Annotated in this window: 23 protein-coding genes; 17 read left to right on the top strand and 6 right to left on the bottom strand. The window is 66.8% G+C overall.

Translation table 11 applies throughout. The features are described 5' to 3' along the window. The first annotated feature begins 79 nt into the window (after positions 1 to 79). From L1965_RS08530 to L1965_RS08500, 7 genes are all read left to right on the top strand, one after another. Positions 80 to 1072, top strand: coding sequence for an ABC transporter permease (locus L1965_RS08530; protein ID WP_235756142.1), 993 nt, complete (start codon positions 80 to 82; stop codon positions 1070 to 1072). Beyond that, entirely contained in the window at positions 1069 to 1983 is a 915-nt protein-coding gene (nikC, locus tag L1965_RS08525) for a nickel transporter permease (protein ID WP_235755985.1), read from the top strand. The genes L1965_RS08530 and nikC overlap by 4 nt, the downstream gene beginning before the upstream one ends. Next, on the top strand, positions 1980 to 2864 hold the full coding sequence (locus L1965_RS08520) for an ABC transporter ATP-binding protein (protein ID WP_235755984.1): 885 nt from the start codon (positions 1980 to 1982) through the stop codon (positions 2862 to 2864). Before nikC ends, L1965_RS08520 begins: the two co-directional genes overlap by 4 nt. Positions 2865 to 2941: 77 nt before the next feature. Continuing rightward, entirely contained in the window at positions 2942 to 3694 is a 753-nt protein-coding gene (locus L1965_RS08515) for an ABC transporter ATP-binding protein (protein WP_235755983.1), read from the top strand. Positions 3695 to 3802: 108 nt separating this feature from the next. Continuing rightward, positions 3803 to 4858: an aldo/keto reductase gene (locus L1965_RS08510; RefSeq protein ID WP_235755982.1), complete on the top strand. Its 1056-nt coding sequence runs from the start codon at positions 3803 to 3805 to the stop codon at positions 4856 to 4858. A 56-nt stretch (positions 4859 to 4914) separates the two neighbouring features. Beyond that, entirely contained in the window at positions 4915 to 5859 is a 945-nt protein-coding gene (locus tag L1965_RS08505) for a DnaJ C-terminal domain-containing protein (protein WP_235755981.1), read from the top strand. Positions 5860 to 5863: 4 nt separating this feature from the next. Next, complete coding sequence (locus L1965_RS08500; RefSeq protein WP_235755980.1) at positions 5864 to 6199, top strand: hypothetical protein; 336 nt, start codon at positions 5864 to 5866, stop codon at positions 6197 to 6199. A gap of 250 nt (positions 6200 to 6449) precedes the next feature. Here the strand turns inward: L1965_RS08500 and L1965_RS08495 are convergent, their stop codons facing one another. The 3 genes from L1965_RS08495 to ccmI form a co-directional block, all read right to left on the bottom strand. Then, the gene (locus L1965_RS08495) at positions 6450 to 6683 is read right to left on the bottom strand and encodes a DUF1289 domain-containing protein (protein WP_235755979.1); all 234 of its coding nucleotides are present in this window, start codon (positions 6681 to 6683) and stop codon (positions 6450 to 6452) included. Positions 6684 to 6749: 66 nt separating this feature from the next. Further along, positions 6750 to 7223, bottom strand: coding sequence for a Holliday junction resolvase RuvX (gene ruvX, locus L1965_RS08490; RefSeq protein ID WP_235755978.1), 474 nt, complete (start codon positions 7221 to 7223; stop codon positions 6750 to 6752). Further along, positions 7220 to 8464: a c-type cytochrome biogenesis protein CcmI gene (gene ccmI, locus L1965_RS08485; protein ID WP_235755977.1), complete on the bottom strand. Its 1245-nt coding sequence runs from the start codon at positions 8462 to 8464 to the stop codon at positions 7220 to 7222. Before ccmI ends, ruvX begins: the two co-directional genes overlap by 4 nt. Before the next feature lie 162 nt (positions 8465 to 8626). Between ccmI and L1965_RS08480 the strand changes: the two genes are divergently transcribed. Next, the gene (locus L1965_RS08480; RefSeq protein WP_235755976.1) at positions 8627 to 10207 is read left to right on the top strand and encodes a hypothetical protein; all 1581 of its coding nucleotides are present in this window, start codon (positions 8627 to 8629) and stop codon (positions 10205 to 10207) included. Here the strand turns inward: L1965_RS08480 and L1965_RS08475 are convergent. After that, positions 10126 to 10983 (bottom strand): hypothetical protein, encoded by an 858-nt coding sequence (locus L1965_RS08475; RefSeq protein WP_235755975.1) that lies wholly within the window; start codon positions 10981 to 10983, stop codon positions 10126 to 10128. The two genes, L1965_RS08480 and L1965_RS08475, sit on opposite strands and share 82 nt — an antisense overlap. A gap of 207 nt (positions 10984 to 11190) precedes the next feature. Between L1965_RS08475 and L1965_RS08470 the strand changes: the two genes are divergently transcribed. The 9 genes from L1965_RS08470 (at position 11191) to der (ending at position 21204) form a co-directional block, all read left to right on the top strand. Then, positions 11191 to 12456 carry a sarcosine oxidase subunit beta family protein gene (locus L1965_RS08470; protein WP_235755974.1) on the top strand — a complete coding sequence of 422 codons (1266 nt, stop codon included), beginning with the start codon at positions 11191 to 11193 and terminating at the stop codon, positions 12454 to 12456. 91 nt (positions 12457 to 12547) lie between these two features. Next, complete coding sequence (locus tag L1965_RS08465; protein ID WP_235755973.1) at positions 12548 to 12814, top strand: hypothetical protein; 267 nt, start codon at positions 12548 to 12550, stop codon at positions 12812 to 12814. A gap of 164 nt (positions 12815 to 12978) precedes the next feature. Continuing rightward, a complete protein-coding gene (locus tag L1965_RS08460) occupies positions 12979 to 13314 on the top strand; it encodes a sarcosine oxidase subunit delta (RefSeq protein WP_235755972.1) in 336 nt (111 codons plus the stop codon). Beyond that, a complete protein-coding gene (locus L1965_RS08455; RefSeq protein ID WP_235755971.1) occupies positions 13311 to 16238 on the top strand; it encodes a sarcosine oxidase subunit alpha family protein in 2928 nt (975 codons plus the stop codon). The genes L1965_RS08460 and L1965_RS08455 overlap by 4 nt, the downstream gene beginning before the upstream one ends. After that, a complete protein-coding gene (locus L1965_RS08450) occupies positions 16231 to 16749 on the top strand; it encodes a sarcosine oxidase subunit gamma (RefSeq protein WP_235755970.1) in 519 nt (172 codons plus the stop codon). The genes L1965_RS08455 and L1965_RS08450 overlap by 8 nt, the downstream gene beginning before the upstream one ends. A 123-nt stretch (positions 16750 to 16872) precedes the next feature. Then, the gene (locus tag L1965_RS08445; RefSeq protein ID WP_235755969.1) at positions 16873 to 17472 is read left to right on the top strand and encodes a superoxide dismutase; all 600 of its coding nucleotides are present in this window, start codon (positions 16873 to 16875) and stop codon (positions 17470 to 17472) included. 217 nt (positions 17473 to 17689) lie between these two features. After that, positions 17690 to 18358: a tetratricopeptide repeat protein gene (locus tag L1965_RS08440; RefSeq protein WP_235755968.1), complete on the top strand. Its 669-nt coding sequence runs from the start codon at positions 17690 to 17692 to the stop codon at positions 18356 to 18358. 39 nt (positions 18359 to 18397) lie between these two features. Then, on the top strand, positions 18398 to 19723 hold the full coding sequence (locus L1965_RS08435; RefSeq protein ID WP_235755967.1) for an outer membrane protein assembly factor BamB family protein: 1326 nt from the start codon (positions 18398 to 18400) through the stop codon (positions 19721 to 19723). Further along, complete coding sequence (gene der, locus L1965_RS08430) at positions 19720 to 21204, top strand: ribosome biogenesis GTPase Der (protein ID WP_235755966.1); 1485 nt, start codon at positions 19720 to 19722, stop codon at positions 21202 to 21204. The genes L1965_RS08435 and der overlap by 4 nt, the downstream gene beginning before the upstream one ends. Positions 21205 to 21258: 54 nt before the next feature. Here der and L1965_RS08425 read toward each other — a convergent pair whose 3' ends face one another. Both L1965_RS08425 and serS read right to left on the bottom strand, forming a co-directional pair. After that, positions 21259 to 21933, bottom strand: a complete 675-nt coding sequence (locus L1965_RS08425; protein ID WP_235755965.1) for a hypothetical protein — start codon at positions 21931 to 21933, stop codon at positions 21259 to 21261. A 141-nt stretch (positions 21934 to 22074) separates the two neighbouring features. Then, complete coding sequence (gene serS / locus L1965_RS08420) at positions 22075 to 23367, bottom strand: serine--tRNA ligase (RefSeq protein ID WP_235755964.1); 1293 nt, start codon at positions 23365 to 23367, stop codon at positions 22075 to 22077. Positions 23368 to 23449: the final 82 nt, after the last annotated feature.

Raw genomic sequence — 23449 nt, 5'->3', positions numbered from 1 at the left:
CCCCCCGACCCCACCCCCGCCGACCGCGCCTGCCTCGGCATCCGACAGGCGCGCCGCCCGGCGCAGGCGGTTGCACGGCATTGCGGGAACATTGCTGTCGCTGGCGCTGACCCTTCTGGGGCTGCTGCTGGTCACCTTCATCATCGGCCGCGTCATGCCGATCGACCCGGTGCTGAAGGTGGTGGGCGACCGCGCGTCGCAGGCGCAATACGAGGCGGCCTATCAGGCGATGGGCCTCGACAAGCCGCTGGTGGTGCAGTTCTTCGGATATATCGGCGACGTGCTGACCGGCAATTTCGGGCGCTCGATCTCGACCGGGCAGCTGGTGATCGACGACATCAGGCATGTCTTTCCCGCGACGCTGGAACTGGCGACGCTCGGCACGCTGATCGGGGTCAGCATCGGCGTTCCGCTGGGGGTGATCGCGGCGGCGCGGCGCGGCGGGATCATCGACCAGGTCGCCCGGGTGGTGGCGCTGGTCGGCTACTCCATGCCGATCTTCTGGCTGGGTCTGATGGGGTTGCTGGTGTTCTACGGCATCCTCGGCTGGGTCGGCGGACCGGGCCGGCAGGGCATCATCTTTGACGGCATGGTGCCCTCCGTGACCGGGTTGATCCTGGTGGATTCGCTGATCGCGGGCGATTGGGCGGCCTTCAGGGACGCGTTTTCCCACATCATCCTGCCGGCCAGCCTGCTGGGCTATTTCAGCCTGGCCTATATCAGCCGCATGACCCGCAGCTTCATGCTGGAACAGCTTGGCGCGGAATACATCACGACGGCCCGCGTCAAGGGCCTGTCGGAAGGCGCGGTGATCTGGCGGCACGCGTTCCGCAACATCTCGATCCCGCTGGTTACCGTGATCGCATTGTCCTTCGGCTCGCTGCTGGAGGGGTCGGTCCTGACCGAGATCATCTTCTCGTGGCCGGGACTGGGCCAGTACATCACCAAATCGCTGCTGGCCGGCGACATGAGCGCGGTGCTGGGCGGCACCATCGTGGTCGGGGTCTGCTTCATCGCGCTGAACCTGCTCAGCGACCTGCTGTATCGCGTTCTGGATCCGAGGTCGAAATGAGCGTCACCGGCATGACCCGCCGCGAATGGCTTCTTTCGGACGCGCCCCTGACTCGGCGGCAGGCGCGGCTTGGCGCGCTGTATCAGGGCTGGCTGACCTTTCGCGCCAACAAGCTGGCGATGTTCGGGCTGGTGATCCTGATCCTGCTGATCGGCATGGCGATCCTGGCGCCCTGGATCGCCCCGCAAAGCCCGTTCGCCCAGAACCTTGCGGGCAGGCTGGCGCCGCCCTCGGCCGAGCACTGGCTGGGAACCGACGCGCTTGGCCGGGATATCCTGTCGCGGCTGATCCACGGCTCGCGCATCACGCTGTTCATCGTCGGCACGGTGGCGCTGATCGCACCGATCATCGGCCTGTTCATCGGCACCGTGGCGGGATTCGCGGGCGGCTGGATCGATCAGGTCCTGATGCGGATCACAGACATCTTCCTGGCCTTCCCGAAGCTGATCCTGGCGCTGGCCTTCGTCGCGGCGCTGGGGCCCAGCATCGGCAATGCCGTCCTGGCCCTCGCGCTGACCGCATGGCCACCCTATGCGCGGCTTGCGCGGGCCGAGACACTGACCGTCCGCAACGCCGATTTCATCGCTGCGGCGCGGTTGCAGGGCGCGGGACCGATGCGCCTTCTGGTCCGCCATATCTGGCCGCTCTGCATCAGCTCGCTGATCGTGCGCGTGGCGCTGGACATGGCGGGGATCATCCTGTCGGCGGCCGGCCTCGGGTTTCTGGGGCTGGGGGCACAGCCGCCGATGCCCGAATGGGGGGCGATGATCTCGGACGGGCGGGCCTATATCCTGGATTTCTGGTGGGTGGCGGCGATGCCGGGCCTTGCGATATTCATCGTGTCGCTTGCCTTCAACCTGCTGGGGGACGGGCTGCGCGACGTGCTGGACCCGAAGGGGGACAAGTCATGACCGATCCGCTTCTGTCGGTCCGCAACCTGCGCGTGACCTTTGCGACCCGTCAGGGCGAGTTCCAGGCGGTGCGCGGCGTCGGCTTCGACCTTGGCCGAGAGCGGCTGGGGGTGGTGGGCGAATCCGGTAGCGGGAAATCCATGACCGGCCGCGCGATCCTTGGCCTTGTCCGTCCGCCGGGCCGGGTCACCGCCGACCGGATGGAGCTTGAGGGGCAGTCGATCCTGAACCTGTCCGAGCGCAAGATGCGCAGGATCCGTGGCAGCCGGATCAGCATGGTGATGCAGGACCCGAAATTCAGCCTCAACCCCGTCATGACAATCGGCGACCAGATCATCGAGGCCTACCGCCTGCATGCCGGCGGCGCGAAGGGCCAGGCCAGGCAGAAGGCCCTGGACATGCTGGCCGCGGTGCAGATCCGCGAGCCCGAGCGCGTGATGGCAGCCTATCCGCACGAGATGTCGGGCGGCATGGGCCAGCGGATCATGATCGCCATGATGCTGGCCCCGGACCCCGAGATCCTGATCGCGGATGAGCCCACCTCGGCGCTGGACGTCTCGGTCCGCACCGAGGTGCTGAACATCCTGGACCGGCTGGTTCGCGACCGCGGAATGGGGCTGATCTTCATCAGCCACGACCTCAATCTGGTCGCGCAGTTCTGCGACCGCGTGCTGATCATGTATGCTGGCCGTATCGTCGAGACGCTTTCCGCCAGAACCCTGCACGAGGCCAGGCACCCCTACACGCAAGGCCTGCTGAACAGCCTGCCCCGGCTGGATGCGCCGGTGGACCGCCTGCCGGTCCTGCCGCGGCAGGACAGCTGGCGCGACGGCGGTCCCGTCGGCGAGAGCCTTGAAACCGATCTGCCCGGAGGTTTGTGATCCATGCCGCATCTTCTGGCCGCGACCATCCCTCCAGGCCGCGCGGCCTTGACTGTCCCGCTTCGACAGGCGCCCCGATGCTGACGGTCGAGAACCTGGATGTCTGGTTCGGCTTTCCGCCCGATCGCGTCGATGCGGTCCGCTCGGCTGATTTCAGCGTGGCGCAAGGCGAAAGCTTTGGTCTGGTGGGCGAATCCGGTTCGGGCAAATCGACGATCCTGCGGGCCATCGCCGGACTGATCGACAGCTGGTCGGGGCGAATCGAGGTCGCGGGGCGTTCCGTGACCGGCGATCGCCGCGACCGGGCGTTCTACAAGACCGTGCAGATGGTCTTTCAGGACCCTTATGCCAGCCTCCATCCGCGCCACTCGGTCGATGCGGTCCTCAGCGAGGCCCTCCGGCTTCAGGGCATGGATGACATCGACAACCGTATCCAGCGGCTGCTTGACGATGTCGGGCTGGGACGAGGTTTCCGCTTCCGCTATCCCCATCAGTTGTCGGGTGGCCAGCGCCAGCGGGTCGCGATCGCGCGCGCATTGGCGGGCGAGCCGCGCCTTCTGCTTCTGGACGAACCGACCAGCGCGCTGGATGTCAGCGTCCAGGCCGAGATCCTGAACCTGCTGGCCGATCTGCGCGCCGAACACCGGCTGACCTATCTGATGGTAAGCCACGACCTCGCCGTTGTGGGGCATATGTGCGACCGCCTGGCGGTGATGCAGCATGGCCGGATCGTCGAGGTGATGACTGTCGATGCGTTGCGCCAGGGGGCGGCGCGCCAGGACTATACCCGGCACCTGATTCACGCCTCGGCAGGCTACGAACGGGTCTGAACGGGCCTGTGGGGAACAGCCGCGTTCGCGCCGCGGCCTCGCGGGGTTGCACCCGGCGTCGATCCGGTTAGCGTCGCCGGTGACCACAAGCAAAGATGGGGATGCGCGATGAAAAGGGTGACGCTGGGTGGCAGCGATGTCGAGGTCAGCGAGATCTGTCTTGGGACCATGACCTTCGGCTGTCAGACTGACGAAGCCGGCGCGCATGCCCAGATGGACCGCGCGCTCGAGGTCGGGATGACGTTCTTCGACACCGCCGAGATGTATCCTGTGAATCCGGTGCGACGCGAAACCATCGGCGTCACCGAACAGATCGTCGGGCGCTGGCTGGCCCGGACCGGCCAGCGCGACCGGATCGAGATCGCCACCAAGATCACCGGGCCAAGCCAGATGGTGCGCGATGGCGCGCCCTATGACGGCGCAACCGTGTCGGCCTGTATCGACGCCTCGCTGAAAAGGCTGCAGACCGACCGCATCGACCTGTTCCAGCTGCACTGGCCGGTGCGCGGAACCTGGGCGTTCCGGCAGAACTGGGCCTATGCACCGACCGCCTGCAAGGCCGAGGTGCTGGACCACATGGCCGATGTGCTGGCGGCCGTGGAACAGGCCGTGCAGGCCGGCAAGCTTCGCGCCTTCGGGCTGTCGAACGAGACCGCCTGGGGGCTGGCGCGCTGGTGCGACATGGCCGACCGGACCGGTGCGCCGCGCGTCGCCGCGATCCAGAACGAATACTCGCTGCTGCACAGGATCTACGACACCGATCTGGCCGAAACCGCGATCCAGGAAGATGTGACCCTGCTGGCCTTTTCGCCGCTGGCGGCGGGGCTGCTGACCGGCAAGTATCGCAGCGGTGCCATTCCCGAGGCCAGCCGCGCGCAGGTGGACAAGGCGCATGGCGGGCTGGGCAACCTGGGCGGGCGCAGGACAGCGCGCGGCATCGCCGCCACCGATGCCTATCACCGGCTTGCCGTCGATCACGGCTGGGACCCGCTTCATCTGGCGATTGCCTGGCAGCTGACCCGGCCCTTCAAGACGATCCCGATCATCGGCGCCACGGACATGGAGCAGTTGCAGCATCTGATCGAGGGTTTCGGCACAACCGTGCCCCGGGATCTGGCGAAGGCCATCGACCGTCTGCACAAGGAGCATCCGCTGCCCTATTGATGATGCCGGGCGCGAGCCTATCTTCCTGATATGAAAGACAAGCAATGGGGGCAGACATGGCGGACGATCCGTATGCCGCACTGGGACTGACGAAATCCGCCAGCGATGCCGAGATCAAGAAGGCCTATCGCAAGATCGCCAAGACCGACCACCCCGACCTGAACCCGGACCCGGTGGCGGTCGAACGCTTCAGGGCGGCGGCGGCTGCCTATGATCTGCTGAAGGACCCCGAGCAGCGCCGCCGCTTTGACGCTGGCGAAATCGACGCGCAGGGGCAGGAGCGGCCGCAGCAGCGCACCTATCGCGAACATGCCGAGGCGGCCGGAAGCCCCTATGCCCGCAGCTATGGTTTCGACGGCGATCCCGATCTGTCCGATGTGTTCTCCGATCTGTTCGGCCACCGCCGCACCGGCTTCAGCCAGGGCGGCTTCGAGCGGCGTGGCTTCCAGCAGGGTGGCGCGCGCGATGGCGATCTTCGCGGCCAGGACTACCGCTTCAGCCTGCAGGTCGACTTCATGACCGCGGCCAGGGGCGGCAAGACCCGCATCAGCCTGCCCGAGGGCGGCGATCTCGAGGTCGCGATTCCCAAGGGCGTCCGCGACGGCCAGACGATCCGGCTGAAAGGCAAGGGCGGGCCGGGCATGGGCCGGGGCGGCCCGGGCGACGCCTATCTGGAGATCTCGGTCGCGCCGCATCCCGAATTCCGGCGCGAGGGCGACGACATCCATCTGACCCTGCCGATCACCATCGACGAGGCCGTGCTGGGCGCCAAGGTCGCGGCGCCGACGATCGAGGGTGCGGTCAACCTGACCATCCCGAAAGGCGCCAGCAGCGGGCAGAGGCTGCGTCTGCGCGGTCGCGGCATCAATGGCGGCGATCAGCAGGTGGAACTGAAGATCGTCATGCCGCAGCGGATCGACGACGAACTGGCGACATTCATGGAAAGCTGGCGCAAGAAGAACGGCTACGATCCGCGCAGCAAGATGAAGATGGGGGGGTGATGCCATGACCCGCTATTACTCGGAAACCGAAGTCGTGACGCTGATCGACGAACTGACGCCGGGACGGCTTCAGGCCTATCTTGGCGCGCATATCGTCGAGCCGGTGCCATCGGAGCAGGGGCCCCGCTATCGCGAAGCGGACCTCGCGCGGCTGCAACTGGTCTGCCATCTCAGCGAATGCTACCAACTGCCCGAGGATTCGCTGAACATGGTCATGTCGCTGATCGACCAACTGAACACGGCGCGCGGTGACATGCGCGCCCTGATCCAGGCGGTCGCTGCGGAACCAGACGAGGTGCGCGTGCGCATCCATCACAGCCTGCGGCAGATCCGGCGCTGAAGCGGTCGCGCTTCGGCCATTCCGGCCCTGCGCGAAGGCCGGATGGCAGATGCGCCGGGTGGTCACGCCGGGCGCGCATGTCGGGGATCATCCGATGATGTCCGGCCTTGCAACGAGGGAAAATCGGCTCGGATGTTTCCCGTCGGGTACCGGCCTGTCCTGGCCCGAGCCAATGGCCAGGGCCGGCGCTGCCCGCGCGTCGGCCCAGAGGTCAGTGCACGGCAAATCTTCGGCCGAGGACCTTCGGCGTTCAGGACTTGCGGCCATGCTTTCCGCCCCGCCGCTTCTTCAGCATCGGCTTTCGATCCGGCAGTTCCGCCAGCACCTGGCGGCGTGCAGCGGCGGACAGGCTGGCCCAGCACGCAATTTCATCCAGCGTCCGAAGGCAGCCGACGCACAGCCCCTCATGCGGATGAATCACGCAGATATTGACGCAAGGACTTTGCGGCGCGTCGTGACTGGAAACAGGCGTGGCATCATTCATCCGCGAAACCTAGGCGGAGCATCGGCGCGCCGCAAGCTGGCACGGTCCTTGACGGCGACATCGTGGCTAGGCCGCGCCAAGATGCCGCAGCCGGTCCAGAGCGCCCTGCAGGATGTAGCCGGCGGCGACCTGATCGATCACCTCGGCGCGGCGGCGACGCGACGTGTCGGCCTCCAGCAAGGCGCGTTCCGCGGCGACGGTGGAAAGGCGTTCGTCCCAGAAGCCGATGGACAGGTCGGTCAGCCGCGACAGGTTGCGCGCGAAGGCGCGCGTCGACTGCGCGCGCGGTCCCTCGCTGCCATCCATGTTCCGCGGCAGGCCAAGGACCAGCCCGCACAGCCCGCGCCCTGTCGCGATCTTCAGCAATTCGGCGGCGTCCAGCGTGAATTTCTGCCGTCTTATCACGGTCAGCGGCGAGGCAACCTGACGCATCCCGTCGCTGACCGCGACGCCGATGGTCTTGGTGCCAAGGTCAAGCCCCGCCAGGGCACCCATCGCCGGCAGCGAGGCGGCGAAATCGGCGATGTCTTCATGGATCATTCGGCCAGACCGGCCTGCCGGGCAGCCGCACGCAGCGTCGTCATGGCGTCCGGCGTCTGGGCAAAGCGGGTCTGGGCCTCGTCCCAGATGGCGCGCGCGCGATCGGTCTGCCCCAGCACCCCAAGCGAGGATATCAGCCTGGCCCATTCGTCCGGCGTGCCGCCCTGTTCGGCCAGCCGCGCTTCAAGCTGCGCGACCATCCCGCCGATCATCTGCTGACGCTGCTCGGGGGTCATGTCCTGCGCTGCCGCCATCGCCCCGGCATCGGGACCGGGCATCGCCGGCATCGACGGTGCGGCTGTTTGCGGAGGGACGTAATCGGGCTGGCCGGCCAGCCAGGCCAGGTCGCTGATGGTTCGCCGGATCGGGACAATCCATGGGGCGTCGTCGGGACCCTCCTCGATCAGCCTGCGCCAGATCGGAAACGCACGGTCGGGCCGGCCGTTCTGCAATTGCAGCATCCCCAGCAGATAGCGCGCCTGAGGCTGGCCTGGATCCTTGCGCAGGGCGCGGGCAAGCACTTCCTCGGCCTCGGGTGTGATGATGCCGCCGGCGGCCTCCATCATCATCGCGGACAATCGCATCAGGGTCTCGGCACTTGCGGCCTCGCCCTGGACATCCACCAGACGCTGCTGCGCCTCGCGCGCGGCGGCGAGATTGCCGAGGCGCGTTTCGCTGGTCGCGAGCAGCGCCAGGCCCTGCGGATCATCAGGTTTCCTGGCGACGGCGGCACGCAGCTCTTCCACAAGCGCGGCGTATTCCGGGTCGGGATCCTGGGGCGCATTGCGTTCAGGCGCCTGCGCCTCGGCCTCGGTCTGGCTGGGCCGGCTGTCATAGGCGCGCTCGGCCTGCGCGATCCGTTCGGCCAAGGGCAAATCAGGCGCACCGGGAACGCCCTCGCGGATATAGAGCGCGACCGTGCCCGACAGCAGCGCCAGAACCACCAGACCGGCCAGCAGTGCCTTGCCGTCGCGGGGCGGCGACGCGGCCTGCGAAAGCCGGTTGTCGGCGTCCAGAACCTTGCGCCCGATTTCGGTGCGAAGGCGCGCGGCGTCATCGGCGCCGATCACCCCGCGCTCCAGATCGCGATCGACCTCGCGCAGCTGGTCGCGATAGACCTGCAGATCATAGGCGGCAGCGGGCGTTGCCGCAGCTTCGCCCGACCTTCCCGCACGCCAGATCGGCGCAAGGATCGCAACAGCCACCCCAAGCAGCAGCACGGCACTCAGTATCCAGAACATCCTATCCTCCGATTGCGTCAGCTTTAGTGGCATTTTCCCGGAACCGAAAGCGTCGCCGTGCCGCAGCCGGGACTGGCCCCAGGCCCGCAGCGCATGAATTTTCCTTCAAAAGTCTTGACTTGCGACGTCCTGACCGGCCTGGTGACGAAAAAGTCATCGAACATGTTTACACGCCACTGCTTTCGTTCGCTTTTCAAGCGCGGCCGCTTTTTCGAGAGCAGGTGGCAGAATCGGCTGTCCACCAACCTGTCGGTCATCGCCTATGTGGCGCGCATCTGGCGGCCCTGGGCGGCGGTGCGGATCGTGGCCGCCCTGGCGCTGGCGATCGGGTTCACCGGATACGAACTGCTGTCCGACACACCCGCGGGATGGGGCTGGCTGCTGGCCGCGGCCGGGGCCGCCTGGTCCATGACCGGTATCGTCTGGCAGTTTCTGAACCTGCACCGGACGCATGTCTTTGGCAGCGCCGCATCGGGGCGACACGACCTGTCGCGCGATTTCTTCGATCATGGCAGCCCGGACCCGGTCGATGGCAGGCTGGTCCTGTCCGAGATCGAGGGCGGCGTGTCCGAAATCCACGACAACGGTGGCGACGTGATCTGGGGCGTGGTCGAAGGCAAGCGCGGCAACCGGAACGGCTATGTCTTCGACAATGACGTGGCGCGCGCGCTTGCCGCTGGCGGAATCGCAATCCTGCCCAGCCCGGATGGCGACCAGCGGACCGAGCGCGACCTGATGCGCCGCATGTCGGGTCTGGTCCGCGACTTTCAGGCCGAGGGGCTTGGCATCCGCCGTCGCAACAGCATCCGGGGCGGACGATCCTTTTTCGATGCGCCCAAGATCAGGCTCTCGGCGCTGCGTTGGGACCAGAAGACCGGCCTGTCGGCACGGATCGGACGCACCAGCTATTTTACCTCCTGCCTGACCAACGATCTGGCCGCGCAGCAGATCAAGCATGGCGACCGGGTGATCGCCGACCGGTCCGAGGACATGTATCCCGTCTCGCGGCCGGCAGGTCCTGGCGCTGCCTTGCTGCTGAAGCGGCTTGCGGATTGCCCGACCATGTCGAACCATGTCGGCTCGGTCGTGCTGGCGCTGTCGCGCGAGGGGTATCCCGTGCTTTCCACCCAGGGCGGCGCCGCCGAAGTGAACAAGGGCAAGGCGGTGCTGTCGGGCAGCGGATCGATCGACTGGGCGGACATGGATCACTCGGGCGCGCGCCGCGACGGACGTCTGGATCGCGCGATCCTGTACGGCATGGCCCGCGAACTGCTTGAGGAAACCCGCCTGATCCCGCAGGATTCGCTGCGCGAATGCGATTACGCGCTGATCCGTCAGCAGGCCGCCGCGTTGCGGCTTGCGGGCCTGTATCGCGATCTGCGCCGCGGCGGCCTGCCGATCTTCGTGGGCTTTGGCCGGATCGACCAGCGCATGGACCGCATTCTCGAGGCGCGGCCTCTGCATCCCGACAACTGCCCGTTCTCGAGTCCGGCCGAGACGCGGTTGCTGACCGATCTGCCGCAGGCGGTGATCAGCGATGCCGGACAGATGATCGCCTATCTGGAACGGCACCTGACCGACACCGCCCGGGTCCAGCGCGATCCGTCGGACCAGATCCTGATCCTTTTGCAGCTGCTGGAACGCAGCCAGGTGCTGCGCGATCACTTCGACCGCGCCATCACGGCGGCGCCCGCCAGTGCCGACCCTGCGCCCGGCCCCGCGCGCAGCCTCAGCCGCAGATAGCTGCGGTCGTCATGGGACCGCGCGGTTCGCGGGTCCCAGCCCTTCGTGCCGCGCAGCGCGGCGACGCAGTCGGGGTCCTCGGCGAGCAGCCTTTCCAGCAACGCTTCGGACTCGGCCAGCGAGGGACGCGGTGCGGGATAGCCGTCGCTGCACAGCACCACCTCGCGCGCATCCGACAGCGGGAACAGCTCGATGAAACGGGCCGGCACCGGGTTGCCGTCGATGCAGCCGAAACCCCAGGGCGTGCTGGCGTCGTTCTGCAGAAGATGCTGGCGGCTCAGCCACGGCATGATCGCCGCGCGACCCGGGTCGCCCGCACCCGGCAAGGCGGGACACAGATGCCGATACAGCGCCCGCGCCTCGGCCAGCAGATCGTCGACGCGCTTGACCGCAGGACGCTGGCTGCCGTCGATCATCACACCCGGATCGCCCACCCGGACCACGCAACCCCACGCGGGAATGCAGGCGGCAAAGACCGCGTTCGGGCGGCCCTGCGGCGGAATCGCGCAGGCACCCAGCCGCGCGGCCACGGCGTCGGACAGGCGCATGACCAGCGCGTGGGGATCGTGCTCGGCCAGGGGTCTTGCCAGCTCCGCGGCCACCGTGTCGGCGACGATCTGGCCGCCGGTCCTGCCGTCGTCGCGCCAGCCGGTCTTGTCGGTCGCGCCGTCGATGACCGCGGCACAGTGATCCTGAATGACCAGACGATCCTCGCCTTCGCCGCCATCGCGGGATTTGGCCCTCAGGGCCTGCTCGACCAGTTCGAATTCCGCCATCGCGCCCCTCGTTGCCTGTCCGCGCCAGTCTGCCCGCCAGTCTGCCCGCCAGTCTGCCCGCCAGTCTGCCCGCCAGTCTGCCCGCCAGGCGGCCGCGCGCAAGCGATCTTGCCGCGCGTGTCGCAATCTGATCCAATCTGCCGCATGCTGTCTTGAGAGACAGGAAGCCTGCGGTCATTCTGAGACCAATTCAGCCAGGGGATATTCATGCCGACTGCGACGCCTTCCGGCCGCTATTCCGTTTTCGCGATCGCGCGCCAGGCGTTGCGCCAGCACCAGAACTGGGGTCGCGCCTGGGTCAGCCCCGAGCCTCGCGAGCGTTACAAGGTTGTGATCGTCGGGGCGGGCGGACACGGGCTGGCCACGGCCTATTACCTGGGCAAGAATTTCGGCATCACCGACATTGCGGTGATCGAGAAAGGCTGGCTGGGTGGCGGCAATACCGGGCGCAACACGACGATCATCCGGTCGAACTATCTGCAGGACCCGTCCGCAGCGATCTATGACAAGTCGCTGAAGCTGTACGAGACCCTGTCGCAGGACCTGAACTACAATGTCATGTTCAGCCCGCGCGGCCTGATCATGCTGGCCCAGACCGAACACGAGGTCCGCGGCTACAAGCGCACCGTCTATGCCAACAATCTGCAGGGCGTCTCGACGGAATGGATCGAGCCGGCCCGCCTCAAGGAGCTGGTGCCGATCATCAATCTGGACGGGCCGCGCTATCCGGTGCTTGGCGGGCTTTACCAGGCGCGCGGAGGCACGGCGCGGCATGACGCGGTCGCCTGGGGTTACGCACGGGCCTGTTCCGACATGGGCATGCACATCATCCAGAACTGCGAGGTCACGGGGATCGAGACCGATTCGGGCCAGGTCCGCGCCGTCAACACCTCGAAGGGCCGGATCGGCTGCGAGAAACTGGCGCTGGTCGTGGCCGGGCATTCCTCGCAGCTGGCGGAAATGGCCGGCTTCCGGCTGCCGATCGAAAGCGTTGCCCTCCAGGCGCTGGTCAGCGAGCCCATCAAGCCCTGCATGGACGTGGTCGTGATGGCGAACACCGTGCATGGCTACCTGTCACAATCCGACAAGGGCGAGATGGTGGTCGGCGGCGGCACCGATGGGTACAACAACTTCACGCAGCGTGGGTCCTGGCATCATGTCGAGGAAACGGTGCGCGCACTGGTCGAGACATTCCCGATGATCTCGCGGCTCAAGATGCTGCGCCAATGGGGCGGGATCGTGGACATGACGGGTGATCGCTCGCCGATCCTGTCCGGAACCCCGGTCGGCAATCTTTACGTCAATTGCGGCTGGGGGACGGGCGGGTTCAAGGGGATCCCGGGATCGGGATGGGCGATGGCCGAACTGGTCGCGAACGGCTCGCCCGGACCGCTGGCGGCCGATTTCGGGTTGGGCCGGTTCCGGGAAGGCCGGTTCATCGATGAATCCGTCGCCGCCGGCGTGGCGCATTAGGCGAGGCTCCGGCAATGGCCCTGGACACGGGAACACAACCCCCACCAACCGCATTGTGCTTTGAGAAACTTTTCAATGGAAAGGACCGATCATGTCCGAGGGCAAGAACAACAACACGATCTACTTCATCGTCGGCGCCATCGTGGTGGTCGTCGCGCTGCTGTTCTTCTTCATGGCAGGCGACGACATGGATGCGGCGACGGACACCGGTGCGCCCGCTGACACCACCGTCAATGTGGATACCGCGCCCGACGCTTCGGTGGATGGCGATGCCGTCGATGACGCGCCTGCCGATCCGGCCGAGCCTGATCCGGCCGAGCCTGATGCGGCCGAGGAAGAGCCCGCACCGGTCGACTGAGGCCGCAGGTTCGGGGCCTGCCTGCGGATTGCAGCCGCGGCTACCGCGGAGCCGGGTGCAACCAGCGCCCGGCTTTCGCATGCGCCCTGGGGCTTGGGACCATCGGGGCGGGACCTCTGGACTTTGCGACCGTCGCCCGACCCTTTTCGCGCAAGGATGACTGAATGCTGATCCTGACCTGCCCGTACTGCGGCGTTGCCGCCGAGGAAACCGAACTTCAGCCCGGCGGCGAGGCGCATCTCAAGCGCGTCGGCCCGGAAGGATCCGACGACGAGTTGGAAGGCTATCTGTTCGCCCGAAAGAACCCGAAGGGCGTCCATTTCGAACGCTGGCGCCATGCGTATGGCTGCGGCAAGTGGTTCCTTGCGGCACGGGACACCGCCACGCTGCAGGTCTATGGCACCTACAAGGCGCAGACCACGCACCCGCCGGCCGACGTGGTCAGCGAAATCCGCAAATCCCGCCCCGACTGGCAGCCCGACTGGACCCAAGCCGAATGACCCATACGCCTCCTTTCCGCCTGGCCAAGGGCGGCCGCCTGATCGACCGCGCCTTCCAGATTCCCTTCCGCTTCGATGGCCGGCATCTGCGCGGGGTGCAGGGCGATACGCTGGCGTCGGCGCTGCTGGCGAATGGCCAGATGCTGATGGGCCGGTCCTTCAAGTATCACCGTCCCCGCGGCCCGATCGCATCCGGCGCCGAAGAGCCGAACGCCCTGTTCGGGCTTGGACAGGGCGGGCGATTCGAACCCAACCAGCGCGCCACCACCACCCTGCTGACGCACGGAATGGTGCTGCGAAGCCAGAATTGCTGGCCCTCTCTGGATGCCGATATCGGTGCCGTCAACAACTGGCTGTCGCCGATGCTTCCCGCCGGTTTCTACTACAAGACCTTCATCCATCCGCGGCCCTTCTGGAAACATCTGTTCGAGCCGATCATCCGCCGCAGCGCAGGTCTGGGCCGGGCGCCGACCGACCCCGATCCCGATCGCTACGAACAGGCCTACGCGCATGTGGATCTGGTGGTCGTCGGTGGCGGGATCGCCGGACTGCGCGCGGCGCGCGATGCAGCCGAGGACGGACAGAAGGTGCTTGTCCTCGAGCAGGAAGCGGTCTGGGGCGGCCGCACCCCCGTCGACCACAAGGACGGTCCGGCAGCCATCGCCCGGCTTCTGGACGATCTGCGCGCGCGCCAGAACGTCACCCTGCGCCGCAACACCATGGCGACCGGGCTTTACGACCACGGCTATCTTCTTGCGCGCGAAGCGCTTGCGGATCACGATCCGAACGCAGGCATCCCGCGGCAGCGGCTGTGGCGCATTCGTGCGCGCCGGATCATCACCGCAACGGGCGCGCTCGAACGGCCGCTGGCCTTCGCCTGCAATGATGTGCCGGGGGTGATGCTGGCGTCGGCGGTGCGCGACTTCCTCGTGAATCACGCCATCGCCCCGGGCCAGCGCATCGTCGTGGTCACGAACAACGATGATGCCTATCGGACGGCGCTGACCGCTGCGGCCGAGGGGCTTGAGGTGACCGTCATCGACGCCCGCGATCAGGCCGACGGCGATCTGCCGCAGGCGGCGCGGGCCCGTAACATCCCGGTCCTGACCGGCACCGGCATCGCCAAGGTCAAGGGCAGCCGGCATGTCGAGGGCGTGGTGCTGTGCGCCCAGGATGGTGACGGCAAGCCGACCGGCGGCATCGACTGCGATGTGGTCGCGATGTCAGGCGGCTGGTCGCCCGTCGTCCACCTGTACAGCCATTGCGGCGGCAGGCTGATCTGGGACGACGCGCGGGCGATGTTCCGACCGGACCCGGATCGTCCGCCGCTGGGTGCCGACGGCCAGGGCAACGTGACGGCCGTGGGCGCCGCGAACGGCGATCTGCGCTGCGCGGGCGATCTGGAACGCGCCGAGGCCGCGACCATGCCGGTCTGGTGCATGCCGAAAGACGCGCCCTACAGGCTGCGCGCGAAGATGTGGCTCGATTATCAGAACGATGTGAAGGTCACGGATGTCCAGCTGGCGGCCCGCGAAGGCTATGCCTCGGTTGAACATACCAAGCGCTATACCACGCTTGGCATGGCGACCGATCAGGGCAAGATCAGCAACATCAACGGTCTGGCGGTCCTGTCCACGGCGCTGGACCAGCCGATCCCGCAGACCGGCACCACCACGTTCCGGCCGCCCTACACCCCGCTGACCCTGGCCACGATCGCCGCCGACGCGCGCGGCGATGCATTTCAGCCGCTGCGCAAGACCGCGATGCATGAATGGCACGAAAGACACGGTGCCTCGTGGGAGCCGGTGGGCCACTGGCGCCGGCCCTACAGCTATCCCCGGGCCGGCGAGGACCGGCATTCGGCGATCAACCGCGAGATCCTTGCCGTGCGCAAGTCCGTGGGCACGCTGGACGCGTCCACACTGGGCAAGATCATCGTCAAGGGGCCTGACGCCGGGCGTTTCCTCGACATGATGTATACCAACATGATGTCCAGCCTGCCGGTCGGCAAATGCCGCTACGGGCTGATGTGCGGCGAGAACGGTTTTCTCATGGATGACGGCGTGGTCGCGCGATTGTCCGACGATACCTGGCTTTGCCACACCACGACCGGCGGCGCGGACCGGATCCATGGCCACATGGAGGACTGGCTGCAATGCGAGTGGTGGGACTGGCAGGTCTACACGGCGAATCTGACGGAACAATACGCCCAGATCGCCGTCGCCGGCCCCAAGGCGCGCGAACTTCTTGATCGGCTACCCGGCAGTATCGACGTGTCGCAGGACGCGCTACCCTTCATGCAGTGGGCCGAGGGCGATATCGCAGGCATCCCTGCACGCATCTACCGGATCAGCTTTTCGGGTGAACTCAGCTATGAGATCGCCGTGCCGGCCGGGCGCGGCCTGGAGCTGTGGGACAGGCTGCACGAGGCCGGGCGCGACCTGGGGATCACGCCCTACGGCACCGAAGCCATGCATGTCATGCGCGCCGAAAAGGGCTTCATCATGATCGGCGACGAAACCGACGGCACCATCATTCCGCAGGACCTGGGCCTGGGCTGGGCGATCAGCAAGAAGAAGTCCGACTATATCGGCAAGCGCGCGCAGTCCCGCAGCTTCATGAAGGACCGCACGCGCTGGCAACTTGTCGGTATTGAAAGCCTCGACGATCGGGTGATCCCCGACGGCGCCTACGCGGTGGACGAGGGCACGAACGCCAACGGCCAGCGCAAGACGCAGGGCCGGGTCACCTCGAGCTATCATTCTCCGACGCTGGACAGGCCGATCGCCATGGGCCTGGTCCGCCACGGACCCGAACGGATGGGACAGATACTGGAATTCCCGATGCCTTCGGGCGAAGTGCTGAAGGCCAGGATCTGCGACCCGGTGTTTTATGACAAGGAAGGGAGCCGCCTGAATGGCTGAGGCACTTGCAAGCGTCGTCCGCGTCGAGGGTCTGGGCATGATCGCCATCCGCGCCGACCTGTCGCGGGCCGGCGATGCCATCGCCGGGGCGGCAGGGCTGGCCATCCCCGATGTCACGCGGCACACGACCGACGGCAGTCGCACCCTGGGCTGGATGTCGCCCGACGAATTGCTGCTGATCCTGCCCGCGCAGGAACTGCCCGAAGCCTTGTCGGCGCTGGATCAGGCCCTGACCGGCGAACATGCGCTGGTCGTCGATGTCTCGGACGCGCGCGCGGTCTTCGATGTGCTTGGGCCGCACGCCGGGGACGTGATCGCGAAGCTGAGCCCGGCCGATCTGGACGCGCTGCCATCTGACGGTCTGCGCCGGTCGCGCGCCGCGCAGACGGCGGTCGCGCTCTGGCGGATCGAGGGCGGAATGCGACTGATCGGGTTCCGTTCCACCGCCGACTATCTGGGCCTGATCCTGCGGAACGCCGCGATCCCCGGAAGCCGGCTGGCACCGCGCTGATCGCGCGGACGTGCCGTTTCTGCCATTCGGCAAGGAACCTGCCCAACGCCCTTGCGTTGAGTTCACGAATGCGGGACGCTGCGCCCGGCTCAAAGGCTCAAACCTTTCAGAAAGGAGAGGAAAATGGCTTTCAACCTTCCCGATCTTCCTTACTCGCACGACGCTCTGGCAGCGGCGGGCATGTCCAGGGAGACGCTGGAATACCATCATGACAAGCACCACAACGCCTATGTCGACAAGCTGAACGAGTTGATCTCGGGCACCGAGTGGGAAGGCAAGTCGCTGGAAGAGATCGTCAAGGGCACCTATCAGAAAGGCGCCGTGGCCCAGAACGGCATCTTCAACAACGCCAGCCAGCATTGGAATCACAGCCAGTTCTGGGAAATGATGGCGCCCAAGTCGGGTGCGATCCCGTCCGAACTGGAGAAGGCGCTGACGGACAGTTTCGGGTCGGTCGATGAGTTCAAGAAACAGTTCTCGGCCAAGGGCGGCGGTCAGTTCGGCTCGGGCTGGGCATGGCTGGTCAAGAATGCCGACGGCAAACTTGAGGTCACCTCGACAGAAAACGGCGTGAACCCGCTGTGCTTCGGGCAGACCGCGTTGCTGGGGTGCGACGTCTGGGAGCACAGCTATTACATCGACTTCCGCAATGCGCGTCCCAAATACCTGTCGAACTTTCTCGACAATCTCGTGAACTGGGAAAACGTCGCGTCGCGCATGTAGGCGCCAGGACCGATCAGGATTCGGGGTCCCGCCGGCGGTCCGCTGGCGGGACCCCTTGCATGTGAGCCGGCCGCTTCCGGTCGCGTGCAGCCTGCGCGGCGACGGGTCTCACCGACCGGGGCGCGATCGCGGCGCCTGTTCGGCCTGCCGCGGCATTGGCAATCCCGCTGTGCGTTGTATAAGACGGCCTGCGAATACGAAATTGCGGAAGGCGCCAATGGCCAACCAGAATGACAGCTTCGTCGACGAAGTGACCGAAGATCTGCGACGTGACAGGTTGTTCGGGGTTTTCCGGCGCTATGGCTGGATCGCGATCCTGCTGATCCTGCTGCTGGTCGGCGGGGTCTCCTGGCGGGAATATGCACAGGCCAGACAGCAGGCCAAGGCCGAGGCCTGGGGCGACCGGGTGCTGGTGGCCGAGGCGACCGGCGATCCCGCCGCGCTGATGCAGGTTGACGCCGAAGGTTCGCCGGGGCGCCAGGCGATTGCCGGGATGCTGGCATCCGCTGCCTGGCTTGAAGCCGGCGGCACGAACGCCGCCGCTGCCGCGTTGCGCGAGGTCGTCGAATCCGATGCGGAGGATCCTCTGCTGCACGAGTTGGCCGAACTGAAGCTGGTGATGCTGAACGGTGCTGCGATGGACCCGTCGGAACGGGACGCGGTGCTGGCCAGACTGTCGCGCGCCGGTGCGCCGTTCGAATTGCTGGCGCTGGAACAGAAGGCGATTGCGCTGATAGAGGCCGGGCGGCACGAGGACGCCGTCAGCCTGATCCGCCAGATCCAGCAGAAGGACGGGCTCAGCGAGACCTTGCGTCGCCGCCTGTCCGAGATGATGATCGCGCTGGGGGTCGAGCCAGAGCCGACCGACAGCATGAAAGCCGGCTGACAGGTCCGGCCAACGACGACAGACGAGGGAGAGGCGAGGATGAGCGCAACGCTGCGACTGACCATGGCCCTGGCGGCCGCGTTGAGCCTGTCGGCCTGCGGTGACCGCGATGTCATCCTGCCGGGTGAACGGCTTGATCCGCTGGCGGTGACGTCGCCCGACGGTCCCGCGGTCGAGGGACCGGCGGCGGTCTCGACGACCGCGCTGTCGCTTGCGGCGCCGCGCGTCAACGCGGAATGGACGCATCGCGGCGGCAATGTGGCGCATCAGCCCGGACATGTCGCGCTGTCGGGTGGCACGACCCGGGTCTGGTCCAGCGATGTCGGTCAGGGCAATGACCGCCGCCACCGCATCTCCGCCGACCCGATCGTGGCCGCCGGGCGGGTCTTCACGCTGGACAGCCATGCGCGCGTGACCGCAACCGCCCTGTCGGGAGGCACCGCATGGTCCACCGACATCACGCCTGCACTGGAAAGCCGGGACAGCGCGTCGGGCGGCGGGCTGGCCTATGAGGGTGGCCGTGTCTATGCCACCACCGGATTTGGCGAGCTGGTCGCGCTGGACGCCGTCTCGGGCGGTGTCCTGTGGCGCCAGCGCGTCGATGCGCCGGTCGGCGGCGGTCCCGCGGTGGCCGATGGCGTGGTCTATGTCGTCGCCCGCAACAATGTCGGCTGGGCCGTGCGGGCCGCAGACGGCAAGGTTCTGTGGCGCAGTTCCGGCACGCCTTCCTCGTCGGGCGTCATGGGGGTCTCGGTGCCGGCCGTGCAAGGCACTACCGTGGTTTTCCCCTTCTCGTCCGGTCAGCTTCTGGCGGCGGACACCGCGAGCGGCGCAACGCTGTGGACCGCACAGGTGGCCGGCAGCCGCATCGGCCGGGCGATCGCCTCGATCCGCGACATGACCGGCGATCCCGTCATCTCGGGGGGCATGGTCTATGGCGGCACCTCGTCCGGGCGCATCAATGCTGTCGAGCTGGGTTCGGGGATCCAGGGCTGGTCGTCGAAGGACGGCGCCAGCAGCCCGGTGGTGGTTGCGGGTGGCTCGGTCTTTGCCATCAACGATCAGGCGCAGCTGATTCGGCTGGACGCCGCGACCGGCGGTGTGATCTGGCGGATCGACCTGCCCTATTACACCGACAGGCGGGTCAAGAAACAGGAAACGATCTACGGACATTATGGCCCGGTTCTGGCGGGCGGGAGGCTGTTCGTCGCCTCGTCGGACGGCGTGTTGCGCGTGTTCGATCCGGGTTCGGGAACGCTGGTCGGACAGGCCGCGATTCCGGGCGGCGCCGCCGTCGCGCCGGTCGTCGCAGGGCAGACCCTTTTCGTCGTGTCGCGCAGCGGCCAGTTGCACGCATACAGATGAGCTTTACCCTCGCCATCGTCGGTCGCCCCAATGTGGGCAAGTCCACGCTGTTCAACCGGCTTGTCGGCAAGCGTCTGGCGCTGGTCGATGACCAGCCCGGCGTCACGCGCGACCTGCGCGAAGGGGCGGGTCGTCTGGGCGACCTGCGCTTCGTCGTGATCGACAGCGCCGGTCTGGAAATGGCCGATGACGACAGCCTTCAGGGCCGGATGCGGCGCCTGACAGAGCGCGCCGTGGACGAGGCCGATATCTGCCTTTTCGTGATCGATGCGCGTGTCGGTGTGACCGCCGCCGACGAATATTTCGCCGAGATCCTGCGCCGCCGCGCCAAGCATGTCATTGTGGCCGCCAACAAGGCCGAAGGCCGCGCCGGCGAATCCGGCGCGATCGAGGCTTATGGCCTGGGCTTGGGCGAGCCGCTGCGGATCTCGGCCGAGCATGGCGAAGGGCTGGATGATCTGTATTCGGTGCTGGCGCCGTTGGCCGACAGTGTCGAGGCCGCGCGTCCCGCCCCGATCGAGGCCGCCACCGACGTGGATCTGTCCGAAGAGGACGCTGAATCCGGCGAGGGGGCCGAGGAGTGGCGGCCGTCCGAGGAACGGCCGCTGCAGCTGGCGGTGATTGGCCGTCCCAATGCCGGAAAATCGACGCTGATCAACAAGATCATCGGCGAGGACCGGCTTCTGACCGGCCCTGAAGCGGGCATCACCCGCGATTCGATCAGTGTGCTGACCGAATTCATGGGCACGCCGATGCGCATCTTCGACACGGCCGGCATGCGCAAGCGTGCCCGGGTGGTCGACAAGGTCGAGAAATTGTCGGTTGCCGACGGGTTGCGCGCCGTGCGTTTCGCCGAGGTCGTGGTCGTGTTGCTGGATGTCGCGATTCCGTTCGAGCAGCAGGATCTGCGGATCGCCGACTTTGCCGAGACCGAAGGCCGGGCGGTTGTCGTTGCCGCCAACAAGTGGGATCTGGAAGATGACAAGCCGCACAAGCTGAACGAGTTGCGCGCCAGCTTCGAAAAGCTTCTGCCGCAATTGAAGGGCGCACCGCTGGTGACCGTGTCGGCCAAGACCGGCAAGGGCCTGGATCGGCTGCACGCAGCCGTGCTGAAGGCGCATGAGGTGTGGAATCGGCGCATCTCGACCGCCAAGCTGAACCGGTGGCTTGAAGCGATGACCGAAAGCCATCCGCCCCCCGCGCCGGGAGGGCGGCGGATTCGCCTGCGCTACATGACGCAGGTCAAGACCCGGCCGCCGGCCTTCATCGTCAAGGCCACCTATACCGACAAATTGCCTGACAGCTATCAGCGCTACCTCATCAATGGCTTGCGCGCCGACTTCGACATGCCGGGCACGCCGATCCGGCTGTTCTTCCGCGATCAGGGCGGCGACAATCCCTATCGCCACAAGGCCAACAAGATCAGCCAGTCGGGCGCGCTGTCCAAGCACAAGAACCGGCAGCGTCCGAAAAGCGCCTAGCCCGGTCCCGGGACGCGCTGCCAGCGTGGCGTCGCGTTGACCGGCGGGCGTGGGTCAGCTGGCGGCGCGGATCAGCGCAGCGGCCATTGCGGTAATGCCCAGAATGGCCGCCAGCGCGGATATCGGGGTGTTGCCCATCGTCGACACGGCAAGACCGCAGAACCCCCATGTGATCGCGACGGAATAGGCGAAGGCCCGGCCAAGACGGCGCTGAAGTGCCACCCCGACCATCGCCGCCGGAAGGATCGAAAGGATTGCGATCTGACCGTCCGGCAGCGCCGCCCACGTTCCCAGCAGCGTGGCCAGGGTCGCGGCCGCCAGTCCGGTCAGCCATCCGGCGAAAAAGCCGATCGCGGGTCGGCTCTGCCCAACGGTGCGGATCGCGGCGGCTATGGCGGCCATCGCCGCCGCGATCGCGCCGATGGTGGCCGCCACGTCGGCATGGCCCATCAGCCAGGGCCAGACGCTGCACACCAGCAGAGCGAAGGAAAGCAGCCACCAGACCTGCATGTCCTGGCTGCGCGAGGGGTCGGTCCATTGCCCGGCCGCATCCATTGCGAGCAACACGAACAGCGACAGCAGCAGCGCCCACATCACGGGGTTCTCGGGCCGGACGAACAGCTGCGGGAACGATGTCGAGGCCGCCGCATCGCGGATGGCGGGCGACAGGGACGTAAGGGAGCGCTCGGCGCCGCTGAGCCCTGCAGATGGCCATGTTCTGGATGCCATCAGCAGTCCGCTGGTCACGAAAGCGATTGTCGATGCCAGATATGCGATTTGGCCAGTACGGGTCATGCAAAGGCAACGCCCGCCATGCCTCGCCGGTTTCGCATCCTGTGCGTCAATCCACGCCAGCCGGTTCGCGCAGGCTCAGACCAGTCGCCCTGTGGCGTCCAGGCTTGTCGCGCCGCCGAGATAGGGGGCCAGCGCCTCGGGCAGCCTCACCGACCCGTCGGCCTGCTGGCCGTTTTCCAGCACCGCGATCAGCGTCCGGCCGACCGCCAGCCCCGAACCGTTCAGCGTGTGGACGAATTCCGGCTTGCCGCCTGCGGCGGGGCGATAGCGGGCATTCATCCGCCTTGCCTGGAAATCGCCGCAATAGCTGACGCTGCTGATCTCGCGATAGCGGTCCTGACCGGGCAGCCACACCTCGATGTCATGGGTGATGCGCGCGCCGAAGCCCATGTCGCCGGTGCAAAGCACGATCGTGCGATAGGGCAGGTCCAACGCCTCAAGCACCGCCTCGGCGCAGCGGGTCATGCGCGCGTGTTCCGCAAGACCGTTTTCGGCATCGGTGATCGAGACCATCTCGACCTTCTCGAACTGGTGCTGGCGCAGCATGCCCTTGGTGTCGCGGCCCGCGCTGCCCGCCTCGGACCGGAAACACTGGCTGTGGGCGACCATGCGGCGCGGAAGGCTGGCGTGATCGACCAGATCGCCATGCACCGTGTTGGTCAACGTGACCTCAGCCGTCGGGATCAGCCAGTGCCCCTCGCGCGACTGATAGCTGTCCTCGCCGAATTTCGGCAATTGCCCGGTGCCGACCATCATCTCCTCGTGGACCAGGACCGGGGTCCAGGTCTCTTCCAGGCCGTGCCGGGTGGTGTGCAGGTCCAGCATGAACTGCGCCAATGCGCGCTGGATGCGCGCGACGCCGCCCCTCAGCAGAACGAACCGGCTGCCGGACAGCTTGGCGGCGGTTTCGAAATCCATGCCGGGGACGACGCCTTCGATCTCGAAATGCTCGACCGGGGCAAAATCGAACCGGCGCGGGGTGCCCCAGCGCTTCAGCTCGACGTTGTCGTCTTCGTCGGCGCCGTCGGGAACATCGTCCAGAGGCAGGTTCGGGATCTGTAGCAGCATGTCGCGCAGCCGGCCATCCAGCATCGCGGCCTCGGCCTGCATCCGGATCACGTGCGCTTTCTTCTCGGCCACCAGCGCCCGCAGGCGTTCGAATTCGGCCTCGTCGCCACGCCCCTTGGCCGCCCCGACTTCCTTGCTGGCGCGGTTCTGTTCGGCCTGAGCGGTCTCGGATTCGGCGATCTTGGCGCGGCGATCGGCGTCCAGCGCCAGCAGCCTTGCCGAGATCGCTTCGACCCCGCGCCGCGTCAATGTGGCATCGAACTGGGCGGGGTTTTCACGAATGGCGCGAATGTCGTGCATGGCTGTCACCGGTGAGGAAGGTTGATCCCGCCACTGACTAGCGCAAGCCACGCAGGGACAAAACCCCGTCTCCGTCCTCGGC

Source organism: Paracoccus salsus (assembly GCF_021556615.1).
GTDB classification, from domain to species: Bacteria; Pseudomonadota; Alphaproteobacteria; order Rhodobacterales; family Rhodobacteraceae; genus Paracoccus; species Paracoccus salsus.
The sequence above is the reverse complement of the archived record's forward strand: the minus strand, read 5'-3'. Positions and strand labels throughout refer to the sequence as shown.

Bases quoted from the DNA above. Each gene is read 5' to 3' on its own strand.
- ruvX (WP_235755978.1), bottom strand. From the start codon at position 7,223: ATGATCCATGAAGACATCGCCGATTTCGCCGCCTCGCTGCCGGCGATG.
- L1965_RS08435 (WP_235755967.1), top strand. From the start codon at position 18,398: ATGAGCGCAACGCTGCGACTGACCATGGCCCTGGCGGCCGCGTTGAGC.
- L1965_RS08440 (WP_235755968.1), top strand. From the start codon at position 17,690: ATGGCCAACCAGAATGACAGCTTCGTCGACGAAGTGACCGAAGATCTG.
- L1965_RS08520 (WP_235755984.1), top strand. From the start codon at position 1,980: ATGACCGATCCGCTTCTGTCGGTCCGCAACCTGCGCGTGACCTTTGCG.
- L1965_RS08480 (WP_235755976.1), top strand. From the start codon at position 8,627: ATGTTTACACGCCACTGCTTTCGTTCGCTTTTCAAGCGCGGCCGCTTT.
- L1965_RS08505 (WP_235755981.1), top strand. From the start codon at position 4,915: ATGGCGGACGATCCGTATGCCGCACTGGGACTGACGAAATCCGCCAGC.
- ccmI (WP_235755977.1), bottom strand. From the start codon at position 8,464: ATGTTCTGGATACTGAGTGCCGTGCTGCTGCTTGGGGTGGCTGTTGCG.
- L1965_RS08465 (WP_235755973.1), top strand. From the start codon at position 12,548: ATGTCCGAGGGCAAGAACAACAACACGATCTACTTCATCGTCGGCGCC.
- L1965_RS08495 (WP_235755979.1), bottom strand. From the start codon at position 6,683: ATGAATGATGCCACGCCTGTTTCCAGTCACGACGCGCCGCAAAGTCCT.
- nikC (WP_235755985.1), top strand. From the start codon at position 1,069: ATGAGCGTCACCGGCATGACCCGCCGCGAATGGCTTCTTTCGGACGCG.
- L1965_RS08445 (WP_235755969.1), top strand. From the start codon at position 16,873: ATGGCTTTCAACCTTCCCGATCTTCCTTACTCGCACGACGCTCTGGCA.
- L1965_RS08455 (WP_235755971.1), top strand. From the start codon at position 13,311: ATGACCCATACGCCTCCTTTCCGCCTGGCCAAGGGCGGCCGCCTGATC.
- L1965_RS08425 (WP_235755965.1), bottom strand. From the start codon at position 21,933: ATGGCATCCAGAACATGGCCATCTGCAGGGCTCAGCGGCGCCGAGCGC.
- L1965_RS08460 (WP_235755972.1), top strand. From the start codon at position 12,979: ATGCTGATCCTGACCTGCCCGTACTGCGGCGTTGCCGCCGAGGAAACC.
- L1965_RS08500 (WP_235755980.1), top strand. From the start codon at position 5,864: ATGACCCGCTATTACTCGGAAACCGAAGTCGTGACGCTGATCGACGAA.
- L1965_RS08510 (WP_235755982.1), top strand. From the start codon at position 3,803: ATGAAAAGGGTGACGCTGGGTGGCAGCGATGTCGAGGTCAGCGAGATC.
- L1965_RS08515 (WP_235755983.1), top strand. From the start codon at position 2,942: ATGCTGACGGTCGAGAACCTGGATGTCTGGTTCGGCTTTCCGCCCGAT.
- L1965_RS08450 (WP_235755970.1), top strand. From the start codon at position 16,231: ATGGCTGAGGCACTTGCAAGCGTCGTCCGCGTCGAGGGTCTGGGCATG.
- L1965_RS08475 (WP_235755975.1), bottom strand. From the start codon at position 10,983: ATGGCGGAATTCGAACTGGTCGAGCAGGCCCTGAGGGCCAAATCCCGC.
- L1965_RS08470 (WP_235755974.1), top strand. From the start codon at position 11,191: ATGCCGACTGCGACGCCTTCCGGCCGCTATTCCGTTTTCGCGATCGCG.
- der (WP_235755966.1), top strand. From the start codon at position 19,720: ATGAGCTTTACCCTCGCCATCGTCGGTCGCCCCAATGTGGGCAAGTCC.
- serS (WP_235755964.1), bottom strand. From the start codon at position 23,367: ATGCACGACATTCGCGCCATTCGTGAAAACCCCGCCCAGTTCGATGCC.